Source organism: Acidimicrobiales bacterium (assembly GCA_035316325.1).
Lineage (GTDB): Bacteria > Actinomycetota > Acidimicrobiia > Acidimicrobiales > VFJN01 > DASXTK01.
In genome coordinates this window covers 95,701-122,360 of the sequence record DATHJB010000011.1, presented here as the reverse complement: position 1 = coordinate 122,360, position 26,660 = coordinate 95,701, and the positions used below count along the sequence as shown (strand labels likewise).

At 71.2% G+C, this 26,660-nt stretch carries 24 protein-coding genes; 14 read left to right on the top strand and 10 right to left on the bottom strand.

The features are described from left to right. Positions 1-961 (bottom strand): ABC transporter substrate-binding protein (locus tag VK611_01505; protein ID HMG39967.1); only part of this gene is annotated, 961 nt, incomplete at its 3' end. A 107-nt stretch (positions 962-1,068) separates the two neighbouring features. Here VK611_01505 and VK611_01500 point away from each other — a divergent pair. From VK611_01500 to VK611_01485, 4 genes are all read left to right on the top strand, one after another. Next, on the top strand, positions 1,069-2,073 hold the full coding sequence (locus tag VK611_01500) for a TauD/TfdA family dioxygenase (GenBank protein ID HMG39966.1): 1,005 nt from the start codon (positions 1,069-1,071) through the stop codon (positions 2,071-2,073). A 110-nt stretch (positions 2,074-2,183) separates the two neighbouring features. After that, the gene (locus VK611_01495) at positions 2,184-2,639 is read left to right on the top strand and encodes an Rrf2 family transcriptional regulator (GenBank protein ID HMG39965.1); all 456 of its coding nucleotides are present in this window, start codon (positions 2,184-2,186) and stop codon (positions 2,637-2,639) included. A 120-nt stretch (positions 2,640-2,759) separates the two neighbouring features. Next, the gene (locus VK611_01490) at positions 2,760-4,190 is read left to right on the top strand and encodes a cellulase family glycosylhydrolase (protein HMG39964.1); all 1,431 of its coding nucleotides are present in this window, start codon (positions 2,760-2,762) and stop codon (positions 4,188-4,190) included. An 80-nt stretch (positions 4,191-4,270) separates the two neighbouring features. After that, a complete protein-coding gene (locus VK611_01485; GenBank protein HMG39963.1) occupies positions 4,271-6,382 on the top strand; it encodes a thiamine pyrophosphate-dependent enzyme in 2,112 nt (703 codons plus the stop codon). Between the two features lie 14 nt (positions 6,383-6,396). Here VK611_01485 and VK611_01480 read toward each other — a convergent pair whose 3' ends face one another. Further along, positions 6,397-7,041 carry a hypothetical protein gene (locus tag VK611_01480; GenBank protein ID HMG39962.1) on the bottom strand — a complete coding sequence of 215 codons (645 nt, stop codon included), beginning with the start codon at positions 7,039-7,041 and terminating at the stop codon, positions 6,397-6,399. 83 nt (positions 7,042-7,124) lie between these two features. Between VK611_01480 and VK611_01475 the strand changes: the two genes are divergently transcribed. After that, positions 7,125-8,429, top strand: coding sequence for a Fic family protein (locus VK611_01475; GenBank protein HMG39961.1), 1,305 nt, complete (start codon positions 7,125-7,127; stop codon positions 8,427-8,429). 1 nt (position 8,430) lies between these two features. Here VK611_01475 and VK611_01470 read toward each other — a convergent pair whose 3' ends face one another. Beyond that, positions 8,431-9,423 (bottom strand): helix-turn-helix domain-containing protein, encoded by a 993-nt coding sequence (locus tag VK611_01470; protein ID HMG39960.1) that lies wholly within the window; start codon positions 9,421-9,423, stop codon positions 8,431-8,433. A gap of 159 nt (positions 9,424-9,582) precedes the next feature. Between VK611_01470 and VK611_01465 the strand changes: the two genes are divergently transcribed. After that, positions 9,583-10,431: an alpha/beta hydrolase gene (locus VK611_01465; GenBank protein ID HMG39959.1), complete on the top strand. Its 849-nt coding sequence runs from the start codon at positions 9,583-9,585 to the stop codon at positions 10,429-10,431. A 77-nt stretch (positions 10,432-10,508) separates the two neighbouring features. On the opposite strand, the gene VK611_01460 is transcribed toward VK611_01465, so the two are convergent. After that, a complete protein-coding gene (locus tag VK611_01460; GenBank protein ID HMG39958.1) occupies positions 10,509-11,126 on the bottom strand; it encodes an SRPBCC family protein in 618 nt (205 codons plus the stop codon). 230 nt (positions 11,127-11,356) lie between these two features. On the opposite strand from VK611_01460, the gene VK611_01455 reads away from it, so the two are divergent. Genes VK611_01455 through VK611_01435 form a run of 5 tightly spaced genes read left to right on the top strand, consistent with a single transcriptional unit; the run spans position 11,357 to position 14,031 of the window. Next, entirely contained in the window at positions 11,357-11,482 is a 126-nt protein-coding gene (locus VK611_01455) for a hypothetical protein (GenBank protein HMG39957.1), read from the top strand. Then, positions 11,479-12,312 (top strand): phenylalanine 4-monooxygenase, encoded by an 834-nt coding sequence (locus tag VK611_01450; protein ID HMG39956.1) that lies wholly within the window; start codon positions 11,479-11,481, stop codon positions 12,310-12,312. The genes VK611_01455 and VK611_01450 overlap by 4 nt, the downstream gene beginning before the upstream one ends. A 33-nt stretch (positions 12,313-12,345) precedes the next feature. Continuing rightward, positions 12,346-12,759, top strand: a complete 414-nt coding sequence (locus tag VK611_01445; GenBank protein ID HMG39955.1) for a hypothetical protein — start codon at positions 12,346-12,348, stop codon at positions 12,757-12,759. 20 nt (positions 12,760-12,779) lie between these two features. After that, a complete protein-coding gene (locus VK611_01440; protein HMG39954.1) occupies positions 12,780-13,490 on the top strand; it encodes a L,D-transpeptidase in 711 nt (236 codons plus the stop codon). A gap of 43 nt (positions 13,491-13,533) precedes the next feature. Beyond that, positions 13,534-14,031 carry a carbonic anhydrase gene (locus VK611_01435; GenBank protein HMG39953.1) on the top strand — a complete coding sequence of 166 codons (498 nt, stop codon included), beginning with the start codon at positions 13,534-13,536 and terminating at the stop codon, positions 14,029-14,031. A gap of 85 nt (positions 14,032-14,116) precedes the next feature. On the opposite strand, the gene VK611_01430 is transcribed toward VK611_01435, so the two are convergent. Genes VK611_01430 through pstC form a run of 4 tightly spaced genes read right to left on the bottom strand, consistent with a single transcriptional unit; the run spans position 14,117 to position 18,723 of the window. Beyond that, complete coding sequence (locus tag VK611_01430) at positions 14,117-15,628, bottom strand: substrate-binding domain-containing protein (GenBank protein HMG39952.1); 1,512 nt, start codon at positions 15,626-15,628, stop codon at positions 14,117-14,119. A gap of 1 nt (position 15,629) precedes the next feature. Continuing rightward, positions 15,630-16,523, bottom strand: a complete 894-nt coding sequence (locus tag VK611_01425) for a phosphate ABC transporter ATP-binding protein (GenBank protein HMG39951.1) — start codon at positions 16,521-16,523, stop codon at positions 15,630-15,632. Further along, entirely contained in the window at positions 16,520-17,662 is a 1,143-nt protein-coding gene (pstA, locus tag VK611_01420) for a phosphate ABC transporter permease PstA (protein HMG39950.1), read from the bottom strand. Before pstA ends, VK611_01425 begins: the two co-directional genes overlap by 4 nt. Continuing rightward, positions 17,662-18,723 (bottom strand): phosphate ABC transporter permease subunit PstC, encoded by a 1,062-nt coding sequence (gene pstC, locus VK611_01415; protein ID HMG39949.1) that lies wholly within the window; start codon positions 18,721-18,723, stop codon positions 17,662-17,664. The genes pstA and pstC overlap by 1 nt, the downstream gene beginning before the upstream one ends. 200 nt (positions 18,724-18,923) lie before the next feature. Between pstC and VK611_01410 the strand changes: the two genes are divergently transcribed. The 3 genes from VK611_01410 (at position 18,924) to VK611_01400 (ending at position 23,519) form a co-directional block, all read left to right on the top strand. Beyond that, on the top strand, positions 18,924-20,147 hold the full coding sequence (locus VK611_01410) for a substrate-binding domain-containing protein (protein HMG39948.1): 1,224 nt from the start codon (positions 18,924-18,926) through the stop codon (positions 20,145-20,147). Between the two features lie 190 nt (positions 20,148-20,337). Next, positions 20,338-22,533 (top strand): hypothetical protein, encoded by a 2,196-nt coding sequence (locus VK611_01405; GenBank protein ID HMG39947.1) that lies wholly within the window; start codon positions 20,338-20,340, stop codon positions 22,531-22,533. Continuing rightward, a complete protein-coding gene (locus tag VK611_01400; GenBank protein ID HMG39946.1) occupies positions 22,530-23,519 on the top strand; it encodes a class E sortase in 990 nt (329 codons plus the stop codon). Before VK611_01405 ends, VK611_01400 begins: the two co-directional genes overlap by 4 nt. Positions 23,520-23,538: 19 nt before the next feature. On the opposite strand, the gene VK611_01395 is transcribed toward VK611_01400, so the two are convergent. Together VK611_01395 and VK611_01390 are read right to left on the bottom strand one after the other, a co-directional pair. After that, complete coding sequence (locus tag VK611_01395; GenBank protein ID HMG39945.1) at positions 23,539-24,144, bottom strand: Uma2 family endonuclease; 606 nt, start codon at positions 24,142-24,144, stop codon at positions 23,539-23,541. Between the two features lie 72 nt (positions 24,145-24,216). Then, positions 24,217-26,592 carry an amino acid permease gene (locus VK611_01390; protein ID HMG39944.1) on the bottom strand — a complete coding sequence of 792 codons (2,376 nt, stop codon included), beginning with the start codon at positions 26,590-26,592 and terminating at the stop codon, positions 24,217-24,219. Positions 26,593-26,660 lie beyond the last annotated feature (68 nt).

Here is a 26,660-nt window from a genome sequence, read left to right as displayed (position 1 = left end):
CCTCGTACAGCAGGTCGGCGAGCTTCTGGTGGGCGTCCTGGAGGTCGTTCTCGATGGGCGTGTAGGTGGTGGTCCCGGTGCCCTCGATGACGACGGCGGCGTTCTCGGCGGTCTGCCGGCGCTCCTCGACGAAGTACTCCTCGAGCCAGACGTCCGGGTGGCTGTTGATCCAGGCCTGCGACTGCACCCGGCGCTCCAGGTAGTCGAAGATCGCCGCCCGCTTGCCCGGGTCCTCCAGCGAGCTGTCGAGCGCCAGCGTGAAGCCGCCGGCGCCGGGGAGGTCGGCGGCGGTGACCAGGCGGACGGCGCCGGGGTGGGCGGCCTCGTAGGTCACCTCGGCCTCGTAGGTGATGACCGAGGCGTCGGCGTCACCGGACTCCAGCACGGTGGCCAGGTCCTGCAGGGGCACGTCCACCTGCTCGACGTCGCTCTGCTCCAGCCCGACCGAGTCGAGCGCCCGCAGCGCGAAGCCGTGCTGGGCGGTGCCGGTGGTGAAGGCCACCCGCGTGCCCTCCAGGTCGGCCAGCTCCTCGATGCCCGACTCCGGCCGGGCGACCAGCAGCGAGCCGGGGCCGTCGCTGGTGGTGGTGGCCACCACGGTGACCGGCAGGCCGGAGGCGGCGGCGCCGATGACGGGGTTGTCGCCCATCGAGCCGATGTCGATGGCATCGGCGGCGAAGCCCTCGTTCACCAGGGGCCCGCTCTCGAAGCGGACGTACTCGATCTCGTAGGGCAGGTCGTCGTCGAGCCCGGCGAGCTCGAAGGACAGCTCGCCGAGGGGGCTCTGCTCGCCGACGCGCAGGGTGATGCCCGGCGGGATGGACTCGCCGTTGGCCGAGTCACCGCCCGTGGCTTCGCCGGCCGAGGCGGCTTCGTCGTCGTCGCCTCCACAGGCGACACCGGTGGCGACGAGCGACGAGAGCAGCAGCAGTCCGGTCGTGAACCGGAGGGAACGGGACATCGGATCGGGACCTCCTCAGCTAGGCAACGACGAGAGCATTGACAAATCCGATCTTCTTTGTCAACAATTCGATCGCAATCCGCCGCTCCCTGCTGGAGGTACCTGACATGACCGATCTGCTCGAGTCGACGACGGTCGACGTCCGCCCCATCGCCGGTCACATCGGCGCCGAGATCACGGGGGTCGACCTGTCGCAGCCGCTCGACCTGCCGACCGTCGCCGCCGTCCGCGACGCCCTGCTGCAGCACCGGGTGGTCTTCTTCCGCGACCAGGAGATCGACCACGCGCAGCAGATCGCCTTCGCCCGCAACTTCGGCGACCTGACCTACGCCCACCCCCACGACGACGCCCCGCCCGACGGCTACCCGGAGATCTACACCGTCGACGTGAAGCGGTTCGTCGAGCGCTACGGCAGCCCCCGACCCAACCGGCACGGCTACTCGTCGCTGTCCGGCTGGCACTCCGACGTCACGCCGGCCGTCAACCCGCCGTTCGGGTCGATCCTGCGGGCCGACGTGGTGCCCGAGATCGGCGGCGACACCACCTGGACCAACCTGGTCACCGCCTACGAGGGCCTGTCCGAGCCGCTGCAGCGCCTGGCCGACACGCTGTGGGCCGAGCACCGCTACGGCGCCGGTCAGAACCGGGAGGGCTACAGCTTCGACGAGGCGCAGCGGGCCCGCTGGGAGCTGCTCGTCGTCCACCACCCCGTGGTGCGGGTGCACCCCGAGACCGGCGAGAAGGCGCTCTACGTCAACCCCGGCTTCACCAGCCACATCCTCGACGTGAGCCCCCGCGAGTCGAAGCAGCTGCTCGACCTGTTCTTCGAGCAGCTCACGCGGCCGGAGTACACCGTGCGCTTCCGCTGGCGTCCCGGCGACGTCGCCTTCTGGGACAACCGCACCACCGCCCACCTCGCACCCCGCGACCTCGACGAGGACACGCCCCGCACGCTGCACCGGGTGACGCTCATCGGCGACATCCCGGTGGGGCCCGACGGGCGCGAGTCGCAGCTGGTGGCCGGCAAGCCGTTCGAGAGCATCCCGCCGGTGCCGTTCACGCCCCGGGATCGGGACGGCGAGCGCGACGGCGAGCCGGTGGGCGTCTCGTGACGGCGACGACCTCGACCACGTCCGTCGACCGGCGCCGTCGCCGAGGCAGGTCGTCCGGCGGCCGGGTCATGAGTCAGGCGCGCCGGGGACGACGTGGGATGCTGGGCGGCATGCGAGTGACCGCGCTGGTCGACTACGCCGTGCGCAGCGCCTTGGAACTGGCCGGGGCGCACCCGGGAACGCTCACCGCCGACGCGGTCGCCGAACGCCAGAAGCTGCCCCTGGCGTACACGAAGAAGATCATGGTGAAGATGCGCCTTGCCGGCCTCGTTGTCGCGCAGCGTGGTGGTGAGGGCGGCTACCGGCTCGCCCGTCCGCCCCACGACATCTCGGTGGCCGACATCGTCCGGGCGGTCGAGGGCCCACTGGCCGACGTCCGGGGCGAGCCACCGGAGACGCTCGACTACCCCGGCGAAGCCAAAGTCCTGCAGACCCTCTGGGTCGCCACCCGCGCCAGCCTGCGCTCGGTGCTGGAGGAGGTGACCCTCGCCGACCTGGCATCAGGCCACCTCCCGCCACGGGTCGACGACCTCACCGCCTCCGACGGCGCCTGGCTCCGCCGCTGACGCCGGCTCGTCCCTCGCCGAGGAACGGCCCTCCGTCCGGCGTGCCGCGGATGTGTCGGCGGCGTGGCACGGAGGTGGCAAGGCTACGGTCCTGGTCGACCGCTGGACCTTGGGGGATCGATGAGCGTGTGGCGTCGGGGGGCTGTGTTCGTCGCGTTGGCGGCGCTGGTGGTGGGGTCGACCGCGTGGGTGCGTCCGGCGTCGGCGCCGTCGCACCGCCCGCCCCGCTCGGGGGTGAACCGGGGGCCGGTGGCGCCGCTGGGCGAGGCGGGACGCTGGCTGGTCGACGCCGAGGGCCGGGTCGTGGTCCTCCACGGCGTCAACGAGGTGGAGAAGTCGGCGCCCTACTACCCGGCGGCCGGCGGGTTCGACGAGGACGACGCTCGGCTCCTGGCCGAGAACGGGTTCACCACGGTGCGCCTCGGCGTCGTCGTCGGCGGCCTCATGCCCTCGCCGGGTGTCGTCGACCGCGCCTACGTCGAGAACCTGGCCCAGACCGTCGACCTGCTCGCCCGCCACAAGATCTTCGTGCTGCTCGACTTCCACCAGGACGGCTACGGGCCGAAGTACAACGGCAACGGCTTCCCGGACTGGATGGGCATCGACGACGGCCTGCCCAACCCGCCCGCCCAGTTCCCCCTCTACTACGTGCAGAACCCGGCCATGCAGCGGGCCTTCGAGAGCTTCTGGCAGAACCGGCCCGCCGTCGACGGGCGAGGCCTGCAGGACCACTTCGTCGACGGGCTGCGGGCGGTGGTGCGGCGGTTCCGGCACCAGCCCTACGTGCTGGGCTACGAGCTGATGAACGAGCCGTGGCCCGGCGCCGCCTGGGAGCCGTGCCTCGTGCCGCCCGACGGCTGCGCGGCGGCGGAGCAGGAGCTGCTGGCGCCGTTCCACCGCAAGGCGACCGCGGCCGTGTGGGCCCTCACCCGCACGCAGCCCGTGTACGTGGAGCCGTTCGTGCTTTTCAACTTCGGGCAGACGGGCACGAGCCTGCCGGGGCCGCGGAGCGGCAACGTCCTGTCGTTCCACTCGTACGCGCTGGACGTGGCGGGGGAGGAGGCGGTGGTGCGCCACGCCGTTGCCGCCGCGGTGCGGGACCAGCGGCCGTTGGTCGCCACCGAGTTCGGCGCCTCCACCGAGGTCCCGGCCCTGCAGCGGCTCACCGGGCAGCTCGACGGCGGGATCGTCAGCTGGATGTTCTGGTCGTACGACGACCTGCTCGACGACCCGGCGAACGCGCTCGACGGCCTGGTCCGGCCCTACCCGCTGGCCGTCACCGGTGTCCCGACGTCGACGGCGTTCGACCCGGTCGCTCGGGTGTACGACCTCGTCTACTCGGCCCGCGGCCCGGACGGTCGCCGCTACCGTGGCGGTCTCGACACGGTGGTCTCCGTGCCCGAGCGCCAGTACCCCGACGGCTACACGGTCACCGTCACGGGCGCCCGGGTCACGTCGTCACCCTGTGCCGAGCAGCTCACGCTGCGCACGCGCTCGGTTCGCACGTCCGAGGTCAGAGTGCACATCACGGCGGGCGGTACCTGTCGCTAACGCGTGACGTCCACGTGAAACGCGGGACGATCTGACCAGAGGACGACCGCTTTCCCGACATGTGTGCCACGATCAACGGCATGGGAAGGACCAAAGGCATGCCGCGGGAGAAGGACCGGCGCGAAGTCGAGTCTCCCTACCCCGACGACGAGCTCCGCCGGGACTTCCTCCTGGCGTGCATCTCCCGCTCGATCGACGACCGCGAGATCGCCCTGCAGAAGCAGAGCCGCGTGTACTTCCAGATCTCCGGCGCCGGCCACGAGGCTCTGTACCTCGCGCTCGCCCGGAGTCTGCGGCCCGGCTACGACTGGTTCTTCCCCTATTACCGCGACTGCGCCCTGATGCTGGGCCTGGGGCTGTCGCCCAAGGACATCCTGCTGCAGGCGGTGGGCTCGGCCGAAGACCCGGCGTCCGGCGGTCGCCAGATGCCGTCGCACTGGGGCTACCGGCCGTTCAACGTGGTCACCCAGTCGAGCCCCACGGGCAGCCAGTGCATCCCGGCGGTCGGCTGCGCCGAGGCGGGCCGCTACATCGTGCGTCGGCCCGACCTGGGGTTGCCGGCGTACGGCGACGAGATCACCTACGTCAGCCTCGGCGAGGGCGCCACCTCCGAGGGCGAGTTCTGGGAGAGCCTCAACACCGCCTGCACCGAGCACCTGCCGGTCCTCTACGTGGTGGCCGACAACGGCTACGCCATCTCGGTGCCTTCCTCGGAGCAGTCGCCGGCGCCGATCAACGAGCTGGTGTCGGGGTTCCCGGGCCTGCTGATCAACTCGGTCGACGGCACCGACTACTTCGCCGTGCGCGACATGCTGCCCGACGTCGTCAGCCACCTGCGCGCCGGTGTCGGGCCGGCGCTGCTGCACGCCCGGGTCACGCGGCCCTACTCGCACTCGGCGGCCGACACGCAGAGCAAGTACCGGTTGCCGCAGGAGCTCGAGTCGGAGCTGGAGCACGACCCGATCGACGGCCTGGAGCGGGCGCTGGTCGAGCGGGGTGTGTTGACGCCCGACGACGCGGTCGCGTTGCGGGAGGAGGCCCGGCGCACGGTCACCGAGGCCGCCAAGGAGGCGCTGGCCGCCCGGCGTCCGGACCCGGCCACGGTGATGGACAACGTGGTGGCGTTGCCTTCGTTGCCGCCGGAGGGGCCGCCGGGCGATGCGGGCGAGGTGGTGGCTTTCGGCGAGGGGATCCGCCGGGCGCTGCACGAGGTGATGGAGGGCGACGAGCGCATCCGGGTGTTCGGCGAGGACGTGGCCGACGCCCGGGAGGCCGTGATCGCCGACGTCGAGGGCAAGGGCGGCGTGTTCGGCACCACCCACGGCCTGCAGCGGGCGTTCGGGCGGGCCCGCTGCTTCAACACGCCGCTGTCCGAGTCGAACATCATCGGCCGGGCCGTGGGCCAGGCCGTGCGGGGCCTCCGGCCGTCGCCGGAGATCCAGTTCATGGACTACATCTATCCCGCGATGCAGCAGGTCAAGAGCGAGGCGGCCACCATCCGCTGGCGCTCCAACGGCACGTGGACCTGCCCGACCGTCATCCGGGTGCCGATCGGCGGCTACCTCACCGGCGGGTCGATCTGGCACAGCCAGTGCGGCGAGGCGATCTTCGCCCACATCCCCGGCCTGCTGGTCGCCTTCCCCTCCCGGGCGGCGGATGCGGTGGGGCTGCTGCGGTCGGCGTTCCTCCACGAGGACCCGGTGCTGTTCTTCGAGCACAAGCACCTGCTGCGCCAGCCGTACACGCGGGACCCTTACCCTGCGGCCGAGTACGTGATCCCGTTCGGCCGGGGCCGCTACGTGTCCCGGGGGTCGGACCTGACGATCGTCACCTGGGGTGCGACCGTCCACAAGTCGCTGCAGGCCGCCGAGCGCCTCTCGCTGGAGTCGCCGGGGGTGTCGGTGGAGATCATCGACCTGCGCACGCTGGTGCCGTGGGACCAGGAGATGGTGGCGGAGTCGGTGCGGAAGACGTCCCGTGTGATGGTGGTGCACGAAGACGTGCGCCGGGGCGGCTTCGGCGGCGAGGTCGCCTCCTGGATCGCCGACGAGCTCTTCTGGCACCTCGACGCCCCCGTCGCCCGCGTCGCCGCCCAGGACTGCCACGTCGCCTACGAACCCACCCTCGAGTGGGCCATCCTCCCCCAGGTCGACGACATCCTCACCACCGCCCAACGAGTCCTCGCCTCGTAACGGCGCAGGTCGGTCTACCGAGTTTGCGAGGCGCGGGGTCTGCCGGCCACTCGCAGGCTGATGGCGCGATGGGCGTAGAAGGTCTCGAACGTGGGGGCGTCGAGGCGGGCAGTGCGCGCCGTGGGGGTGTGGCCGGAGGGGTTGTGGAAGGTGAGGACGTCGGTGTCCGGATCGTGGCCGGTCACGAGCACGAGGTGCCCGCCGCGTCCCGGGGCCGGCCGGTCGGGACGGCGGATCTCCTTGTGAACCGAGGCGACGACCATCGTGTCGGCAGTGGCCGGCAGCTTCCGGAGGTCGTCGAGGCCGAGATGCCGGTGGACCTCGCCGTCGAGGCCGTGCGAAGCCTGGGCGTAGGCGACGAAGGCGTCGTAGAACAGCCCCCGGATCGACCCGTCCGGCTGGGGGACGTAGGTGCCGTAGGGCAGCCCGGCGACGAGGAGCTCGTAGAGGCTCGGAGCCCCGCCGTCCCGACAGGTGAGCGCCATGTGGAGACACGCCATCCCGCACCACTGGCCACACCACCGGGCGTAGTCGCCGTGCGTCGGCGCCCCCGACTCCCGCCACCGGGGATCGTCGCCCGCCTCCCGCCCGCCGTAGACGATGTCACCGATCAACTCCGGCGATGCGTACTGGGTCGTGGTCTGCAACAAGAGGCTCATGGGGTGCAGCCGCCGACAACCCGGATCATGAGGGTTCCATATTCAAGGTTGTAGGGTAACCCGGGATAAGGGCCCGTGATCATGTGGCGGAGAGCGTGGAGAAGGGCGTGGCGAAGCTCGTCGAACGTACCTGGACTCCGGCCGATCTGACCGGCCTGCCCCGGCGAGACCGCCAGGGCTGCAGGTACAGCGCCTACATCCCCGACCGGCTCGTCGGCCGGGAGCTCTTCCTGTCGGGCACCACGGCGGCCGACGTCTCCGACGCCGAGGCTGCTCTCGCCGGCTTCGACAACCAGGTCTCGTCCCTTGTGGACACCGAAGCGCTCGCACGGCTGCTGCTGCGGGCCGAAGCGGTCGCGTCGTCCCACATCGAGGGCCTCGTCGTCGGTGGTCGCCGCCTGCTCCGCGCCGAGGCTGCCGGAGCACTGGGTGAGACCGCTGTCGATGTCACCACCGCCGAGGTCCTCGGCAACATCGATGCGATGAACTTCGCGATCCAGCAGCTCGCCGGTGCTGTCACCATCGAGGGGATCCTCGAGATCCACCGGTTGCTGCTGGCCAGCACTCCCCAGAAGCACCTCGCGGGCCGCCTCCGCGACGCGCAGAACTGGATCGGAGGCTCCAGCTACAACCCGTGCTCCGCCGCGTTCGTCCCACCGCCGGAGGGTGACGTCGAAGATCTCATGGCCGACCTGTGCGCGTTCATCAACGACGACACGCTCTCCCCGGTTGCCCAGGCTGCTGTCGTCCATGCACAGTTCGAGACGATCCATCCCTTCGTCGACGGCAACGGTCGCACCGGCCGAGCCCTCGTCCACGTCGTCCTCCGGCGCCGAGGGCTGACCACCAAGGCGGTCCCTCCCATCAGCCTCATCCTGGCCACACGGGCCGAGGACTACGTCGCCGGGCTCACGTCGTTCCGCTATCTCGGCTCACCCGACCAACCCGCCGCCGTCGACGGGGTGAACCACTGGATCTCCACCTTCGCGGCGGCGACCACCAGGGCCGCCGTCGACGCCGGCGATTTCGAGGAGCGCATCGACGCGCTCAAGGCGACCTGGCGCGACAGGCTCGGAGGCGTTCGGGCGGGGTCGGCCACGGCAGAGCTGGTCGAGCGACTTCCGGGCACGCCGATCGTCACCGTCCAGGGGGTCGCGGAGATGCTCGGCCGTTCGGTCACGTCCATCGGCGAGGCGATCGATCGGTTCGCCGAGGCCGGGATCCTGACGCAGATCACGACCGGGCGACGCAACCGTGCCTGGGAAGCCTCGGAGGTCGTCGACGCCTTCACCGACTTCGAACGAGCGCTGGCGTCGCCGACCGGTGGCACCTCCTCCGCCAAGCCCGCTCGTCCGGTTCCCGCTCGCCGCCAACGCAAGAAGCCGTGACCTACTGACCCACTGCACCCGTCGGGGCCGGGGCGGGGTGGGCGGTGCCGCGGAAGGTTTGGCGGTAGGCGCTGGGGGTGGTGTTGGTGACGCGGGTGAAGGCGCGGCGGAAGGAGGCGAGGGAGCCGAAACCCGTGGCGAAGGTGACCTCGGTGACCGTCAGGGTCGTCTCCTCGAGGAGGGCGCGGGCCCGGTCGACCCGGCGCTCGGTGAGCCAGTGGAGGGCGCCGTGGCCGGTCTCGGCCTCGAAGCGGCGCGACAGCGTCCGGGTGCTCAGGTGCGCCTTGGCCGCCAGCGCCGGCAGGGTCAGGTCCTCGTCGAGGTGCTCGACGGCCCAGTCCATGAGGGCGGCCAGCGTGCCGTCGCCCGACGTGGCCCGCCGGGTGCGGTACTGGGCCTGCCCGCCGGTGCGGTAGGGCGGGCTGACCAGCAGCCGGGCGACGTCGTTGGCGTACGACTGGCCGTGGTCCTGGCGCAGGATGTGCAGGCACAGGTCGGCCGCGGCGAGCATCCCTCCGGAGCTGAGGACCTGCCCGTCGTCGACGAAGAGCTCGTCGTCGCACAGCTCGACGTCGGGGAAGAGCCGACGGAACTCGTCGGCCAGCGCCCAGTGGGTGGTCGCCCGCCGCCCCGCCAGCACCCCGGCGTGCCCGAGCACGAACGTCCCCGCGCACAGCCCCACCAGCCGGGCGCCCCGCCCCGCCGCCACCCGGATCGCCTCCAGCGCCTCCGGATCCCGCCGGCGACCGGGCTCGTCGAGGCCCGGGACCACCACGGTGTCGGCCGCGGCGAGCCGGTCCCACGACTCGAGCGAGTCGGTCGCGAACCCGACCGTGCGGATCGTCGACTGCGGCCCGCCGCACAGCACGACCTCGTAGGGCGACTCGGCCTCGTCCCGGATGGCAGCGAACGCCGTCGGTCGGGGCCCGAAGGCCTGCGCGGCCACGGCGGTGTCGAGGGCCAGCGTCGTGTCGAGCACGACGACGGCGATCACATGCCGGCGACCGGGGCGACCGGGGCGACCGGGGCCGCCAACGTCACTCTTGCCTGGGCCGTCGGACCCCACCGTCCGTGCCACCGCCATGGCTCATTCTGGCGCAAGGCTGGCCCAGAGCGCGCCGACGGCCGCCTCGGCATGTCGGACACTGCACCCATGACCGACGACAACCCCTCCCCGGCCCCCGACACCATCGTCCTGATCCACGGCTTCTGGGTGACCCCTCGGAGCTGGGAGGAGTGGGCCGCCCGCTACGAGGCCCGCGGTTTCACCGTCCTCACCCCCGCTTACCCGGGATTCGAGGTCGAGGTCGAGGCCCTCAACGCCGACCCGTCTCCCGTCGAGGCCCTCACCGCGCCCGCGGTCATCGAGCACCTGGAGAGCGTCGTCGGCAGCCTGCCGTCGCCGCCGATCCTGATGGGCCACTCGGCGGGTGGCGCCTTCACCCAGGTCCTCCTCGACCACGGCTTCGGGGCAGCCGGGGTGGCGATCAACTCGGCTCCGACCGAGGGCGTCCGCGCCCTGCCGCTGGCGCAGGTCCGCTCGACGTTCCCGGTGCTGAAGAACCCCGCCAACCACCACCGTGCCGTCGGCTTCACCCACGATCAGTGGCACTACGCCTTCACCAACACCTTTACCGACGAGGAGTCCAAGCGGCTCTACGAGCGCTACCACGTCCCGGCGTCCGGGCGGATCCTGTTCAACAGCGTCCTGGCCAACTTCGAGCCCGGCCCGCAGGACATCTGGGTCGACTACAAGAACGACGACCGGGCCCCGCTCCTGTTCATCTCCGGCGGGGAGGACCACCTCATGCCGCCCAAGGTGCAGCAGTCCAACGCCAAGCACTACAAGTCGGCCACGATCACCGAGACCAGGGAGTACGAGGGCTACGCCCACCTGCTGCCCGCCCAGGACGGCTGGGAGGCGATCGCCGACTACGCGCTCGACTGGGCGCTGGCCAACGCCGGGCGGACGGCCGCGGACGGCGCGGTCGAGCCGGTGTGATCCGGCTCACCCACATCGGCCGGACCCTCGCACCACCGACAGCCTCACCAGCTGACCGACCAGCGTCGGTACGTGATCTAGTGGTCGAGGATCGCTTGGAGACGTTCGAGGCTCGTGGGGCCGGGGCCGCGTGAGGGGTGGCCGTCGAGTGCTCGCCGGGTGAAGTCCTCGGGCCGGTTGCCGCCGGTCAGGCGGCCGACGGCCTCGGCGTTCTCGGGAGCGACCGCCTGCAGGCGGTCGCCGAGGCTCGTGGAGAAGCGGGAGGCGAGGTCGACGCCGAGGCCCTCGGTGCCCACGAGCTCGCGGGTCACCACGAGCAGGCTGCCGGCGTCACGCGGGGTGACGAGCACGTCGATGTCCTGGAACGACGCCGGGCCCGACGCACGGTGGGACACGTGCTGCTTCCACGCCAGGCGGGCCGGGGGATCGATGGCGGTGACCTTGCAGGTGACCCGGAGCGGCGGGGAGAACATGCGCCGGAGGAGCCCAGGCGACCGCTCGCCGTAGGTCTTCACGTACTCGGCGCCGCTCTCGCCCGGTCGGCCGTGCGTGTGCCGGACCTCCTGCAGCTCGAGCTCCCACTCGCGGTGGCGCTCGAAGTCGACGAGATAGCGGAACACATCAGGTGCCGCCGCCCTGACCGTCACCGCCTGTTCCCACACCTGCGGTTTCAGCTGCCTGATCGCCACTGCCACGCCCGGATCCTAGGCCCGTCCGTCGATGCGGTAGGTGGCGTAGCCCCCTGAGCCGCCCGACGACAACACCCGCGAAATACCTGGCCTTTCCCGCGGACGACCTGGGTATGGGGTTGCTAGTGAAGTTGGGGAATGAATCGGTGTGTTCCGGCGTCATACCTCAACAGAGCGGCTCCTCCCCCTGAGCCGCTCGGTCACTGGTTGGTCGATCGGAAAGCGAGGAGCCCACCGTGTCCGAGATCGTGCTCATAAGTCTGGCAGTCATCTCCATCGCCATCCTCCTCGGTGCCTTCGTGCGCCGCCTCGGAGACCTCGACGACCTCACGGCCATGCGCGACATGGTCGAAGGGTCGTGATCCAGGACTCACCCGCACTTGGGCAGTCGTTCGAACTGCCCGACGATCACCCCGGAGTGTCCGACGTCGCCTACCGGACTCGGCGCGCCAAGATCGCCGAGACGGGGGCGGCGTACCGCAGTGGCGAGCCCATCCCCGACGTCGAGTACACCCCCGAAGAGGACGAGGTGTGGCGGGTGGTGTCGCAGGAGCTGGCCGCGAAGCACCGGCGCTACGCCTGCGGGGCCTACCTGTCGGGCGCCTCCCGCCTCCACCTGCCCAGCGAGCGGGTGCCGCAGCTGCGGGAGGTCGACGAACGGGTCCACGCCCTCACCGGCTTCCACATCGAGCCGGTCCCCGGCCTGGTGCCGACCATGGTGTTCTACGGAGCGCTGGCCCGGCGGACGTTCCTCTCGACCCAGTACATCCGCCACCACTCGGTGCCCTTCTACACCCCCGAGCCCGACGTGGTGCACGAGATCGTCGGGCACGCCAACATGCTGGCCAACCCCGTGCTGGCCGACCTGTACGAGGCCGCGGGCCACGCCTCGCTGCGGGCCTCGGCGGCCGGCGACGCGGCCCTGCAGGCGTTCTCGAAGGTCTTCTGGTTCACCCTCGAGTTCGGGGTGCTGCACGAGGACGGCGAGCTCAAGGCGTACGGCGCCGGCCTGCTGTCGTCGTACGGGGAGATCGACGTGTTCCGCGCCGCCGAGGTGCGGCCGTGGGACGTGGAGCAGATGTCGACGCTCGACTACGACATCACCCACTACCAACCGGTCCTCTTCGCGGCCGCCTCGTTCGACCAGATGGTGGACGACCTCACCGCCTACTTCACGTCGGTCGGTCACTGACCACGAAGGGTGGTTGACGTACTCTTCGGGGTAGTGAAGGGGCCGATGTGGAAGCAGATGCTCGGAGCTGTGGTGATGGTGACCGCGCTCGTCGGCCCGCTGGCCGTCGAGACGGGTAGCACCGGCACCGCCCAGCCCGGGCCGGAGCTCACCGCCACGCTCGCGCCCATGTACGTGAACCCGGGCGGCCAGGTGACGGTGACCGCCGTGCAGGGCTGCCCCCAGCCCATGCAGGTGTTCTGGAGCCTGGGGCCGGGTGCGCTGAGCGGCGCCGCGGCGACGGGCCCGGACGGCAGGTGGGTGGTGCGCTTCCCCGCCCCGGCCGGCCTCGGCGTGGTGCCGTTCTTCGCCCACTGCGCCTTCAGTCAGGGCGCCGCGGCCGCCGCCATGTACAAGCAGATCAACTTCACGGTCGTGGCGCCGGTGCGTCCCCGCTTCACCGGCTGAGACAGCGACGGCCCGACGGCGTGCGGTACCTGCGGTACGTGTGGTTCCTGCTGCTGCTGGGGGCGCTCGTCGGAGTGGGCACGGTGGTGCTGGCGATGCGGGAGGACGAGCCGGAACCGTGGTCGGGCAGCTGGGTGGCGACGGCGCGGGGCGTGGAGGTGGGCGTGTACCCCAGCCCGGGCGCGGTCGAGCCGTCGGTCCGCCTGAAGAGCCCCACGGCGAGCGGCGCGGCGCTGGTGTTCCTGGTGGAGGGGCGTTCGGTGAGCGGCGAGTGGCTGCCGGTCCACCTGCCGATCCGGCCCAACGGCAGCTCCGGGTGGGTGCGCAGGGCCGACGTCCGGCTGGCGGCGAACGACTACCGGATCACGGTCGACCTGCACGACCGGAAGCTGACGTTCTCGCAGTTCGGCGACGTGAGGTGGACCACCCCGATCGGGGTCGGCACCGAGGCCATGCCCACCCCGCCCGGGCGCTACTACGTGAAGGAGCTGCTCATGCCGGGGAAGGAGGACGCCCTGTACGGGCCGTTCGCGCTGGGCCTCTCCGGCTTCAGCGACAGCCCCGGCGCCGCCGACTTCAAGGGCGGCGAGGGCGTGCTGGCCATCCACGGCACCGACGACCCCGACTCCATCGGTGAGCAGGTCAGCCACGGCTGCATCCGGGTGCCCAACGACGTGATCTCCTACCTCGCCGCCACCGTCCCGATGGGAACCCCGGTGGAGATCGAGTGAACGAGGTTGTGATTCGGGCAACGAGCCGCCAGCTTCTGTGCCCATGGGAGCGATCGACGAGCTGTTGGCTCGCCACACGGCCGGACTCGCGGGTCCGACCTGTTGCGAGACCGGGTTGCCGACCAAGCCTCGCCTGCGGGCGACGGTGCTCACCTGCATGGACTCACGCATCGACCTGTTCCGGGTGCTGGGTCTGAAGCTGGGCGAGGCCCACGTGCTGCGCAACGCCGGCGGCCTGGCCACCGACGACGCGATCCGCTCGCTGGTGCTGTCGCAGCACAAGCTGGGCACGCAGGAGATCATGGTGATCCAGCACACGTCCTGCGGGCTCAAGGACCTGCACGACGCCGACCTGGCCGCGAGCCTCGAGGACCAGACCGGTGTGGCGCCCCCGTTCGACTTCGGCGGCTTCGACGACCTCGACGCGTCGGTCCGCGACGCGGTGCTGCGCCTGCGCGACTGCCCCTGGCTGGAACGCCGCGACGCGATCCGGGGCTTCGTCTACGACGTCGACAGCTTCAGGCTGCGCGAGGTCTACTGAGCCCGCAGGCGGCGGCGCGCCCGGACCGCGCCCACCGCCAGTGGGATCGCCAGCAGCAGCACGAGGACCACCAGCGGCCAGCGGCTCATCGCACTGGGCCCTCGGCGCTTGAAGGCCACCGGGTCGCTGTCCTGCCAGGAACCCGACCCGCCGCCGACGGCCTCCACCTCACCCGAGCGGGCGGCCGCCACCTCGTCGCCGCCCCCGTCCACGGTCGTGGTGGTGTCACCGCCACCAGCGCCGGACGGGTCGTCGCCACCGTCGTCGTCGCCGGTCGTGCCGGTGGTGTCGTCGCCGGCGGGTCGGGGGGCGTGGGTGGGCGGTAGTTCGGGTCGAAGCGCGGGTTCTTGCAGTTGTCCCAGTTGAGCTGCTTCGCCTGCGAGATCGGCCGGCCCCACATGCGCTGGACGGACTTGTACATCTCCTGCGACAGGATCGGCGGCAACGGCGAGTAGCCGATCTCGGCCATCTGGATCTGGCCGTCGCAGGCGATGTACTGCATCCAGGCGTCGAGCGTCTCGCTGATCCTCGTGTCGGCGTAGTTGCCCTTGCAGGTCGGCCGGTCGCCCGCCGGGGCGCACTGCGTCACGACGTAGCTGTACGCCGAGATCGGGTAGGCGCCGTTCTCGCGGCTGCGGTACACGCCCGACAGCTCCTGGCTCAGGTCCGGCCGCAGCTGGGCCGACTCCAGGGCCGCCGAGATGTTGCCGGCGTAGGGCTGCACCCACTGGCCCGACTCGTTCTGGATCCAGGCGGTGTTGACGTTGTAGCGCTTGGCGTAGGCGAACTCGTCGTAGGTGATCGTCCACGGTGTGCGGGCCGTGTGCTGCGCCATCAGGTCGGAGCCGGCCAGGCCCAGGCCACGGGGCACGAAGTTGGGCGACACGCCCGGGTCGATGATGCGCACGCCCTGCGGGTAGCGGTTCCTCGCCACCCAGGCGTCGAACTCGGCGGGCGCCATGTTCTGCACGAAGTCGTAGAAGAGGGCCGTGGTGCCGGACGGGCCCGAGCGGTAGACGACGGTGATCGGCTCGTCGGGCAGGACGACGCCGCCGCCGAGATCGTTGGTGATCCGGGCGTCGGACCAGTTGCTGATCTCGCCGAGGAAGATCAGCGCCACCGTCCGGCGCGACAGGCGCAGGTAGTCGACCTTGCGCCCGGCCCGGTCCGTGACGTTGTACATGACCGCCACGGCGCCGGCGACGTCGGGCACGTACTGGAAGCCGCGGCGCACCTGGTTGTCGTTGCCGAGGCCGAGCAGCGACGAGAACTCCGCCTCGGTGCCGGCGAAGTTGACCGTCGACTGCTGGAACTGCCCCAGCCCGTCGGGCGAGCTCGTGGGCAGGTAGTTGACGTTGAGGCCGCGGGTGTAGGCGTCGGCGGTCCATTGGGTCATCGCCGGGCCGACGTAGCTGGAGCCCCGGCCGGCGATGTTGGTGGGCGCCAGCGGTGCTGCGGGAGCGGCGGGTGCGGCGGCGACGTCGGCAGGCTCGACCCGGGCGCCCGCCGGCACCGTCACCGTCACCGTGCCGCCGAGGCAGGCCCCCGCGACCAGGGCCAGCAGCAGCCGCCGTCGGAGTCGACCGGGATGCCGCATGTCAGCCGAACCGACCCTCGACGTAGGCGAGCGTGCGCTCGTCGGCCGGGTCGGAGAAGATCGTCTCGGTCGTGTCGTGCTCGACGACCTGGCCCGGCTGGTTCTCGGTGGCCAGGAAGAAGGCGCAGTGGTCGGACACCCGCTGGGCCTGCTGCATGTTGTGCGTGACGATCACCACGGTGATGTGCTGGCGCAGCTCGGCGATGGTGTCCTCGATGCGGCGGGTCGACGTGGGGTCGAGCGCCGAGCAGGGTTCGTCCATCAGCAGCACGTTGGGCTGCACGGCCAGGGCGCGGGCGATGCACAGCCGCTGCTGCTGACCGCCGGAGAGGGCTCCGCCGGCGTCGCCGAGCCGGTCGCGCACCTCGCGCCACAGGCCCGCCCGCAGCAGCGCCTGCTCCACCAGCTCCTGCTTGTTCGAGCAGCGGATGCGGGCCAGCTTGAGCCCGGCGAGCACGTTGTCGCGGATGCTCATGGCGGGGAACGGGTTCGGCTTCTGGAACACCATGCCGATCCGCAGGCGCACCTCCTGGGCGCGGATGCCGGCCCGGTAGATGTCCTGGCCGTCGAGCAGCACCTCGCCCGCCAGCTGGGCGCCGGGCACCAGCTCGTGCATGCGGTTGAGCAGGCGCAGGAACGTCGACTTGCCGCAGCCCGACGGCCCGATCAGCGCCGTCACCTGGTTGGCCGGCATGTGCAGGTCGACGTTCTCCAGCACGAGGTGGTCGCCGAACCAGGCGCAGGCGCCGCGGGCGGTGAGGGTGGCGGCGCCGGGCGGCGGGCCGCCGACCAGGCGTATCGGCGGCCGGCCGGCGAGCGGATCGTCGATCGACCGCATCGGGCCGGCCGTCAGGTCGACCGCTTGCTCCGTCGCCTGCTCCGTTGGGATGCTCACCTTCGTCTCCCTCCCTTGCGTTCGCCGCCCACCATCCGGGTGATGGCGAAGAGCGTCAGCACGATCAGCATCAGCACGAGCGCGCCGGTGAAGCCGCGGTCGATCTGCGTGGGCAGCGGCGTGTTGCGGATGTTCCTGAACACGAAGAGCGGCAGGCTCTCCTGCGGCCCGTTGAACGGGTTCGAGTTGAAGAGGCTGGCGCCCACCGACGTGAACAGCAGTGGGGCGGTCTCGCCGACGGCCCGGGCGATGCCCAGCACGACGGCGGTGGTGATGCCGCTGCGGGCGGTCGGCAGCACCACCGACCAGACCGTGCGCGCCCGCGACGCGCCCAGGGCCAGGCTGGCCTCGCGCAGGCCGTCGGGCACCAGGCGCAGCACCACCTCCACCGTGCGGGTGATGGTGGGCACCATGATCATGCCCAGGGCGAGGCTGGCCATGAGGCCGTTGTTGCCGAACACGTCGGAGTCCTCGGCGTAGGGCAGGATGAGGACGGCGAAGATGAAGAGGCCGGCCACGATCGACGGCAGCCCGCTCATGGCGTCGACGAAGATCCGCACCGGCCGGCGGAGTCGCGAGCGGGTCTCGTTGAGGAACACCGCCGTCGCCAGGGCCAACGGCAGCGACAACGACAACGACAGCGCCACCTGCTGGAGGCTGCCGGCGATGGCGTGCGACCCGCCGCCCGCGTCGGCCGGCATCGACGGGGTGATGCCGCCCTGGTCCTCGCGGAAGAAGTCGGTGCTCAACGACGGCAGGCCCTTGAGCACCACGTAGCCGACCAGCCACACCAGCGGCGCCGCCAGCAGCACCGCGCCGGAGGTGATCGCCACGGTCGCCAGGCGGTCGACGGCGAGGAGCCGGCCCAGCCGGTCGGCCGAGACGAGGCCGTACAGCGCCAGGAAGCACAGGTAGACGACGAGCACGAAGCCGAACCAGCCGACGCCCTCGGTGAGCCGGGTGAACACCACCCAGCTGAGCGCCAGCGCGCTGACCGCGCAGCCGGCCATGGTGGCGTAGTCGATGCCCTCGAACTCCGACGGGCGCCGCCGGGGGCGGGGGACGGCGGTGGACGCGCTCGTCGCGGACGCCGCGGCCACGTCGGCGCGGCGGGGCGGGAGGCGCACGGGCGCCACCATCAGACGGTCTCCACGCCGACGCCCGAGCGGCTGCGGGACACGATCACCGACGCCGCCATGTTGGTGGCCAGGGTGCCCGCGAACAGGACGAGCCCGGCCGCCATCAGGCCCGAGGTGGTGAAGTCGTCGGCACCGGCCCGGGTGGCGATGAAGCCCGACACCGTGGCGCCGCCGCTCTCGAGCACCTGCCACGTGAGCAGCGGGAGCTGGGGGAGCAGCAGCGTCACCGCGATCGTCTCGCCCAGGGCCCGGCCGAGCCCGAGCATCGAGCCGCCGATGATGCCGGCGCGCCCGTAGGGCAGCACGACCATGCGGATCATGCCCCAGCGGGTGCCACCGAGCGCGAGGGCGGCCTCCTTCTCGCCCGGCGGGGTCTGCGCGAACACCTCGCGGGTGACCGAGGCGACGATCGGCAGCACCATGAGCGACACCACCACACCGGCGATGAACATCGACTGCACGAGCTCCGGGTCGTCGCCGGTGGCGAAGAAGGGGATCCAGCTGAGGTGCCGGGCCAGGAAGGCCGACAGTGGCGCCAGCTGCTCGCTGAGGAGCAGCCAGCCCCAGATGCCGTAGAGCAGGCTGGGGATGGCGGCGAGGAGGTCGATGAGCCCCGTGAGCACGCCGCGCCAGCGGGCCGACGCGTAGTCGGTGATGAACAGCGCGGCGCAGACGGCGAGCGGTATGGCGATCAGCACGGCGATGACGGCCACCTGGACGGTGCCGGCGACCAGGCCGAGCACGCCGATCTCGGGCGGGTCGACATCGGTGCGCCACTCGACGCGGGTGAAGAACGACCACCCGGCCACGTCGAAGGCGTCACGGCTCCGCAGCAGCAGGAACAGCCCGACGAGCGCCAAGAGGACCAGTACGACGAGCCCGGACGTGGTGGTGGTTCCACCGAAAATACGGTCCGATTTGGTCGGCTGATCTTCGACAATGCGCGGGGTGGTTGTCCCGATATGCAGCGTGTCGTCAGCCCGCTGATCGGTCAAGTCGATGCCCCCGTCCGCCTGTCCATCCGAGGCATCAAACCAGGAGATTCGGGGATCGGCAAGCACCCCCGGGCGAACTCGACTTGAACGTTAGCGGCCTCAGGATGAACGGCTGGTGTCCGGTTGATGTCCCGGCATTGAGTCGGCCGGATGACAAACACATTTCACCATTCGTTCGTTCCGATTGCCTTGTCCTGTTGGGATCCCTTTTGTCAGAACTGACCCATCCACAGCGCCCCAAGGCGGGGCACAGGGAGGGGAGAAGGATGAGCTTCCGCTCAGTCAAGCGGTACGCGCGCGCCACCGTAGGTGGGGCCGCCGTGCTGTCGGTCGTCGCCCTCGCGGCGTGCGACTACGGCCCCGACGGCGACCAGGACGTGATCACTCTGGCCGGCTCGGACACCACCCAGGACGTCTCGGCGGACATCGTTGCCGACTACAACCTGGACACCACCTACAACAACAACCCCGACACCCCGGCCGACGACCGCGACATCCTGCGGAACGTCCTGTCGGTCCAGACCGCGCCGATCGCCGTTCCGGCGGACGAGCACTGCGGTGCGATCAGCTACCGCACGCCTCCGGGCAGCGGTGAGATCGTCGCTCCCAACGGCTCCGGCGCCGGGCGCAACGCGCTGCGTGCCTCGGTGCTCGCGGACGACGGCTGCATCGACATCGCCCGCTCGTCGGCCGGCCCGCGGGCGATCAACCCGTCGACCGGTGACCTGGCGACGTTCGAGTACTACGCCTTCGCGCTCGACGCGGTCGGCTGGTCCTCGGCGTCGACGCTGGCTCCGGCGAACCTGACGCTGGCCCAGCTGCGGGGCATCTACAACTGCACCTTCACCAACTGGAACCAGGTCGGCGGTTCGGCCGGCGCCATCCAGCGCTACTGGCCGCAGTCCGCGTCCGGCACGATGCAGTTCTTCCGGGACGCGGTGCTCGGCTTCGACCCGGTGCCGATCAGCACCGGTTCCTGCCCGGCGCCGGTCATCACCCAGGAGAACACGGGTGAGCTGATCGACACCAACAACCACGAGCAGACGGCTCTGGTGCCCTACTCGGGCGCCAACTGGGTCGCCCAGGCTCGGGGCGCAGCTCCCGACCAGCGCCATGGTCAGCTCATCAAGAACCTCGACGGCCAGAACATCGTGCGCAGCGACGACGGGCAGTTCGAGCTGAACGCCGAGGACACCGAGTTCCCGGCGGCCCCGGTCCGTGAGTCGAACGTGGCGATGGTCGACCCGACCCCCGACTACCAGGGTGTCCGGTTCGTGTTCAACGTCATCGACAGCACGCACGTCTCCTACGACAGCGCCAAGCGCTACGTGGGCTTCGACAACGTCGACGCCGGTCCGACGAGCCCGCTGTGCAGCGGGACCCTCGGCACCACCGACAGCATCGCCAGCCTCGGCTTCGGCCGGCTGACCGGAGCGATCGGCCCCAACAACCTGGGCGGCTCGCTCTGCCGCCTGTACGTGCCCGTGTGACGGCACGCCCTGGCGTGTAGCTGGCAACCGTCTTGCAGCCCCCGGCATCGTCGCCGGGGGCTGCGGACTGTTCACCCTTCGTTGGCCCCGAGGGCCGGAGTTCGTTCACGTCCGTGTGCGATAACGGCCCTCATCGAGTCGAGCGGGCCTCGTCCGTCTGCTCGCGTCCCCAGACTGGAGAAGGCACAACATGTCCCGCCATCGAGAGGCACGCAGGTCTCGATCGCTGGTCGCGGTCGTTACGGCCGCCCTGCTCTTCGTCGTCGCCAACTTCTTGGCGGGGCCGGGGCCGACCAGCTCCGCCCAGACGCCGGAGCCGTTCACGGTCACGGTGTCGCGGACCGACGGCCTCGCCGACGCGCAGTTCGTCGACGTCGACGTCACCATGCGATCCGACCTCAGGGCCAGCGCCGTCAACGCGTACATCTGCCGCCCGGGCCAGGCGTACACGACGGTCTCCCACGTCGGGAAGAACGGTGGGAACTGTCCCGGCGACGTCCCCATGTCGGCCTCCGGCGCATCGTCGTTCTGGACCCTCCACAGGTTCACCGGCGACGCACGGGCGCGCGGGCGCATCGTCGCGGGCGTCGGCACCGCCGAGTGGGACAGCACGATCACGGGCGACCGCTTCGCCCTGACCTGCGGCCCGGACGACCCCTGCGTGCTCGTGGTGCGCGTGGGCGCCCGGCCGACCGCCGGTGGCGCCACGACGCAGTACTTCGACTCCTCGACCGTCCTGACCTACGTCGACGACGACCCCACCGCCAGCTGCGGTGGCGCCGCCCCGGGTGCGCTGCGCTCGGCCGGGTCCGACCGGATCGTCGGTGCCTGGCGGGAGTGGACCCGGGCGCAGTGCGGCCTGCCCGGCGGCACGGGCAGCGCGACGCTGGCGCCCATCCCGGACGAGGGTGCGGCCGTCACCGACTTCGCCGAGGGCGAGCGCGACATCGCCTACACGGCCGTCGGTGCCGGCGAGCTCGGGTTCACGCCGGAAGCCACCCGCGACACCGTGGCCACCCCGGTGGCCCTCAACGCGGTGGTGCTCGCCGCCGCCGGGGGGCACTTCACCGCCACCGACCCCAACGTCCCCCCGACCGAACCTCTGCCGTACGGCGAGCTGCGCCTCACGGCGGGAGAGGTCGCGACGATGTTGGGCCAGGGCCAGATCTTCCTGAACGGTCCCGAGGTGCTGGCCCGCAACCCGGTGCTCGGCGCCGTCTACTCCCAGGTCGAACCCCGGTCACCGATGGCGCTCGCGAGCAGCAGTGCGGTGACTCTCCACATGACCCACTACCTCGACGAGCTGGGTGGTGCGGCCTGGAACGCCGGCCCTGCGCAGGCCTCCGCCGACCGCGGCGTGACCGCCAACCTGGGTGTGCCCGACGATCCGGACGAGCCGACGTTCACGACGTCCCTCAGCATCGTCTCGGACCAGTCGGCGATCGACCGGGCCGTCTTCACGCGCCTGGTGAACGTGTCCCCGTCGCAGCTGGGCCCGCAGTGGGTGTGGACCGACCTGGCGACGGCGACGCGGCTCGGCATGACCCCGGTCAGCCTCCCGAACGCGGCCGGTGAGTGGGTGGCACCGACGCCGGCCTCGCTGGCCGCCGCCGTGCCCACCATGGCCCGCCAGGACAACGGCCTGCTGGCGCCCAACGTCGCCGCCACCGCCCCCGGCGCCTATCCGCTGACGATGGTGGAGTACGCGCTGGCGCCGGCGGAGCCGCTCTTCGACGTGGCCGGCGACGTGTGCGCCCCCCGCACCGACAGCCAGGAGTTGCTGGGCGACTGGCTCGGGTACATCACCGGCGACGGGCAGGCGGTGCTGCCGAACGGGCTCGTGCCGCTCACGCCGGGTCTGCGGACCGAGGCGACGGCGGCGATCCCACAGGTGGGCGCCACGCCGTCGACCACGTGTGTCCCGGGTCCGCCCACCACCCCGACGACCCAGCCGCCCGGGACCCGGCCCCCAGGGACGCAACCCCCACCGGGGTCCGTGCCGGGCGGTTTCGTCCCGGTGCCCGACGACGATTCCGACTTCGGTTCCGGGGGCCCGTCGTCGGACGACGACAGCAGCCCGCACGGGGGCACGCCTCCCCGGGAGTCCACCGCGGAGGACCGGGAGGAGGCCGCGGACGAGGTCGACGACGCCGAGATCGACATGCCGCCGTTCCTGGGCGTCCGGGGCCTCAACGAGGTGATGTCACCTCTGTCGCTCCTCCTGATCGTGGTGCTCACCTCCGGCGCTGCCTTCCTGACCTCCGGCCGTGAGCTGCCCGAGGGCGCCAGGGCCACCGGCCGAGCCGTCGCCCGGTCGGCCCGTTTCACCCGCCGCCGGCTGGCGGCGGTCCGCCTCCCCGTCCTCTCGGGCCGAGGTGCGCCATGACGTCTCCCGGCTCGCCGGTGCTCGTCGAGAAGGATCACGAGCTCGCCGTCCCGGCCCCGCTGCCGGCTGAGAAGCCGGGTGAGGGGGTCGAGGCGCGGCCGTGGTGGCAGAGCGAGCTGGCGCCGATCACGCCGCGGCGAGTCGCGGTGGCCGTGACCGCCTGGCTGCTGGTGACCGTGCTGGGCGTGGTGCTGGTGGTCTACGGGGTCGGGCCGATGCTGCAGCGGCGGTCGCAGCGCAACCTGCTCGCCGACATCCGGACCGAGATCCGCCAGGCCGCCGACGAGGAGCTCAGCTTCGACCCGAACGCCGAGGCCGGCCCCGACCTCGAGGCTCCGGACCCCGGGGCCCCGGTGGCGGTGCTCGAGATCGGCGACCTGGAGCTGCTCCAGGTGGTGGTCGAGGGTGTCGGCCCGCAGCAGACCCGCAGGGGCCCCGGCCACGTGCCGGGCACCGCCGGACTGGGCCAGCCGGGCAACAGCGGCGTCGTGGCCCGACGTACGGCCTTCGGGGCGCCCTTCGGCGACCTGGCGTCGCTGCGGCGGGGTGACGAGATCGTGGTGTCGACCCCGCAGGGCCAGTCGCTCTACGAGGTGCGGACCGTGTCGTCGGGCGAGGGCATGCCCGACGACGTCTACGGCCCCACCGAGGACGAGGACCGGCTCACGCTCGTGTCGTCCGACTCGAGCCTCCCGTGGGCGAAGGGCGACGCCGTGGTGGTGGTGGCCGAGATGGAGGGCCAGCCGTACGAGCCGACGTCCCAGGCCGGGCGCCGCTCCGAGGCCGACGGCCGGGAAGGTGACAGCAGCGGCGTCGCCCCGCTGGTGCTGGCGGGCTTGGCGTACCTGCTGACGGTCACCGTGGCCCTGGCGCTCTACCGCACGAGCCGCCCCCGCTCCGCCTACCTGCTCACCGCCCCACCGATGCTGGCCACCGTCGTCCTCCTCGCCGAGGCCGTCGCCCGCCTCCTCCCCGCCTGGTCCTGACGCATCGCCGGGGCTGACGTCAGTCGTCGCGGAACACGTCGGCGACATCGAGGTCGAAGCCGTCGAGCAACCGGCTGGCGAGCCGGTCACCGACCTTGAACTCGGTGTCGCCGAACCCGGCGTCGGCATCCTGGCGCTGGCACGCCACGATGCCGTAGCGATCGACGTCCTGCTCGACGAACCAGACCTCGCCGATGCCGATCGCCTCGTAGTCGCGTCGCTTGCGGACGAGGTCGTAGGCCCGTGTCGACGGCGACAGCACCTCGACCACCAACCCGGGGAGCCCGGAGAACTTCCTCTTCTCGCCCTTGGGGGCGCACAGCTCCTGCGGGTACCAGGCGAAGTCGGGCTGGTAGCCGCGGCGATCGTTGATCTTCACGGCTTGCTGGGTGGACACCTGGCCCCGGTCGGGCGCCGCCCGCGTCCAATCAGCGAAGACGAGGATGAGGTTGCGCACGATCCACTCGTGCTGGGCATTGGGCCGGTTCACGACAACTTCTCCGTCGACGAGCGATGCGTTGCGGAGCTCGTAGGGAAGTGCCAGGAACTCGTCCCAGGTCAGGTCCTTGGGGAAGCCGCCTGATGGATATTCGTAACCTGTGGGGTACTCAGCCACTGTGCTCACCTCACCGACTGTAGTTCTAGCACCACCGGCAAATCGCGAAATATCGGCCTATTTCGCGGACTTTCGCGGACTTCAGTGGCTTGCTGAGGTGACGACTCGGTAGGTGGGGTTCAGGAGGGCGAGGCGGCTGCGGTGGATGCCGATGGTGCCGACGAGCTCGACCTGGGTGCCCACGTTGACGGCCGCCAGCTCGCGGCGGCCGAGGAAGACGGCGATGACCGTGCCGGTGCCGTCGTCGACGACGCACTCGAAGACCGGTACGTCATGGCGCGGCGCCACCCGCACCGAGCGGACCTTCCCCTGCACGCGCACCCGGTCGCGCCAGCGGGCGTCGCCGATCGGGGTGACCCGCTCCGCGCTGGCCCGGGGCCCGCGCTCGGCTTTGGGGCCCTTCCCGACGCCGCCCGGCTTCACGGTGGCGGCCACCGCAGCCGGCTCGATCGGCAGCAGGGTGTCTTCGGCGGTGATGTTGTCGAACTGGAACGGCACCGTGGTGACGTTGGCGTGGGGCAGCCGCGACACCTCGGCGAGGATCTCGCCGGCCGTGCGGTCGTGGAGGATGCGGTGCCAGATGCCCTTGTACTTGCGGTCGGGCAGCAGCACCGACACCTCGGTGTCGCCGTCGGACAGCTCGTGGGCCACGGTCTCGACGGCGGCCCGGGTGATGCGCCGGTCGGAGCAGGCGACCAGCTCCAGCGGCACCCGCGACATGCCCAGGCGCCGCCACTCGTCGGCGAGCCGCGCCGCGGCGTCGTCGTCGACCGCGAAGTGGACCGCCCGCAGCTCGTCGGGCGTCAGCGTGCGGGCGTACTGGATGGCCCGGGCGGCGGCCAGGTCGAGCCGGTCGACGAACACCAGCACGACGTGCCGCCGCAGGATCGGCGCCGTCGCCGCCGCGGGCACGTCGTACTCCAGGGTCGCCCGCTCGTGCTCGTACTGCCGGTTGAGGCGCAGGAGCACCAGTACGAACAGCGGCATGATCGGCAGGATGATCCAGGCGTCGTCCCAGCGCGTCCAGATGACCGCCGTGACGATCGTGCCCGAGATGATCGCTCCGACGCCGTTGGCGGCGACGCCCCGCACCCAGCCCCGCTCCTTCTTGCGGATGTGGTGCATGGTCATGCCGGACTGCGACAGCGTGAAGCCGGTGAACACCGAGATGGCGTAGAGCGGGATCAGCCGGGTGACCTCAGCGCCGGTGATGACCACCAGGATCGCGGCCGAGCCCGCCAGGGCGAAGACGCCGTTGGAGAACACCAGGCGGTGGCCCCGCTGGGTGAGCTGGCGGGGCAGGAAGCTGTCGCCCGCCTGCAGGCTGGCCAACCGGGGGAAGTCGGCGAAGCCGGTGTTCGCGGCCAACACCAGGATGAGCATGGTGGCGACGTTGAGGACGGTCGACATCACGTGGCCGATGCCGCCCGCACCGAAGACCTGTTCACCGATCTGTGCCAGCACGGTGGGCGTGCCGTCCTCGAAGGGTGCGATCTTCGTCCTGGCGGCGAGGAGCGAGATCCCCAGGAACATCACGGCGAGGCCGCTGCCCATGACGACGAGGGTGGTGCGGGCGTTCTGCCAGGCCGGTTCTCGGAACGCCGGTACGCCGTTGGAGATCGCCTCGACGCCGGTGACCGCCGCGCCACCGGAGGCGAACGCCTTCACCAGGAAGAACAACGAGATGCCGTACAGCGCCCCGTCGGCCTGGTTGCCGAAGTGGACCGTGCCTTCCCCGTAGCTGTCGACCGCGTTCAGGTCGCCCTTCAGGAAGCTGACCAGGCCCCACCCCAGCAGCACCATCATCACGGCCATGAAGAAGAACGTGGGTGCGGCGAAGAGCTTCCCCGACTCGCGCACCCCACGCAGGTTGCCGTAGCCGATCAGCGCGATGAAGCCGAGCGACATAGGCACCCGGTAGGGCGCCAGCGCCTCGATCGAGGAGCTGATCGCCGCGCTGCCCGCGGCCACCGACACGGCGACGGTGAGGATGTAGCCGATCAGCAGCGCCGCCCCCGCGACCTGTGCCGGCACGATGCCGAAGTTGTCTCGGGTGACCAGGTAGGCGCCGCCCGCCGACGGATATTCCTTGATCGTCTCCCGGTAGGAGATGATCAGCAGCCCCAACACGACCAGCATCGCGATCGTCATGGGCACGACCAGCGAGAACGCCGCCAGGCCGATGGCCGCGACCAGGACGTGGAGGATCTCCTCGGTGGCGTAGGCCGACGACGAGAGGTTGTCGGAGGCGAACACGGCCAGCGCCGTGGGCTTCCCGAGCCGCTCGTGCTCGAGCTCCTCGGTGTGCATGGGCTTGCCCAGCAGCTTGCGCTTCAGCCGGTAGCCCAGGCGGTCGGGTGGCAGGGGGATCTTGGGCGCCGACGGGGTGGGCTCGGGAGCCTCGTAGTTCGCCGTCGGGACGGAGGTTGAAGTTGCGGCGTCGACCTCGGTGACCATCGAGAAGGAACTCTAAGCATTGAGTGAGACAGTCAAGGCATCGGGATCGAGGCCCGAGTCGTCACATC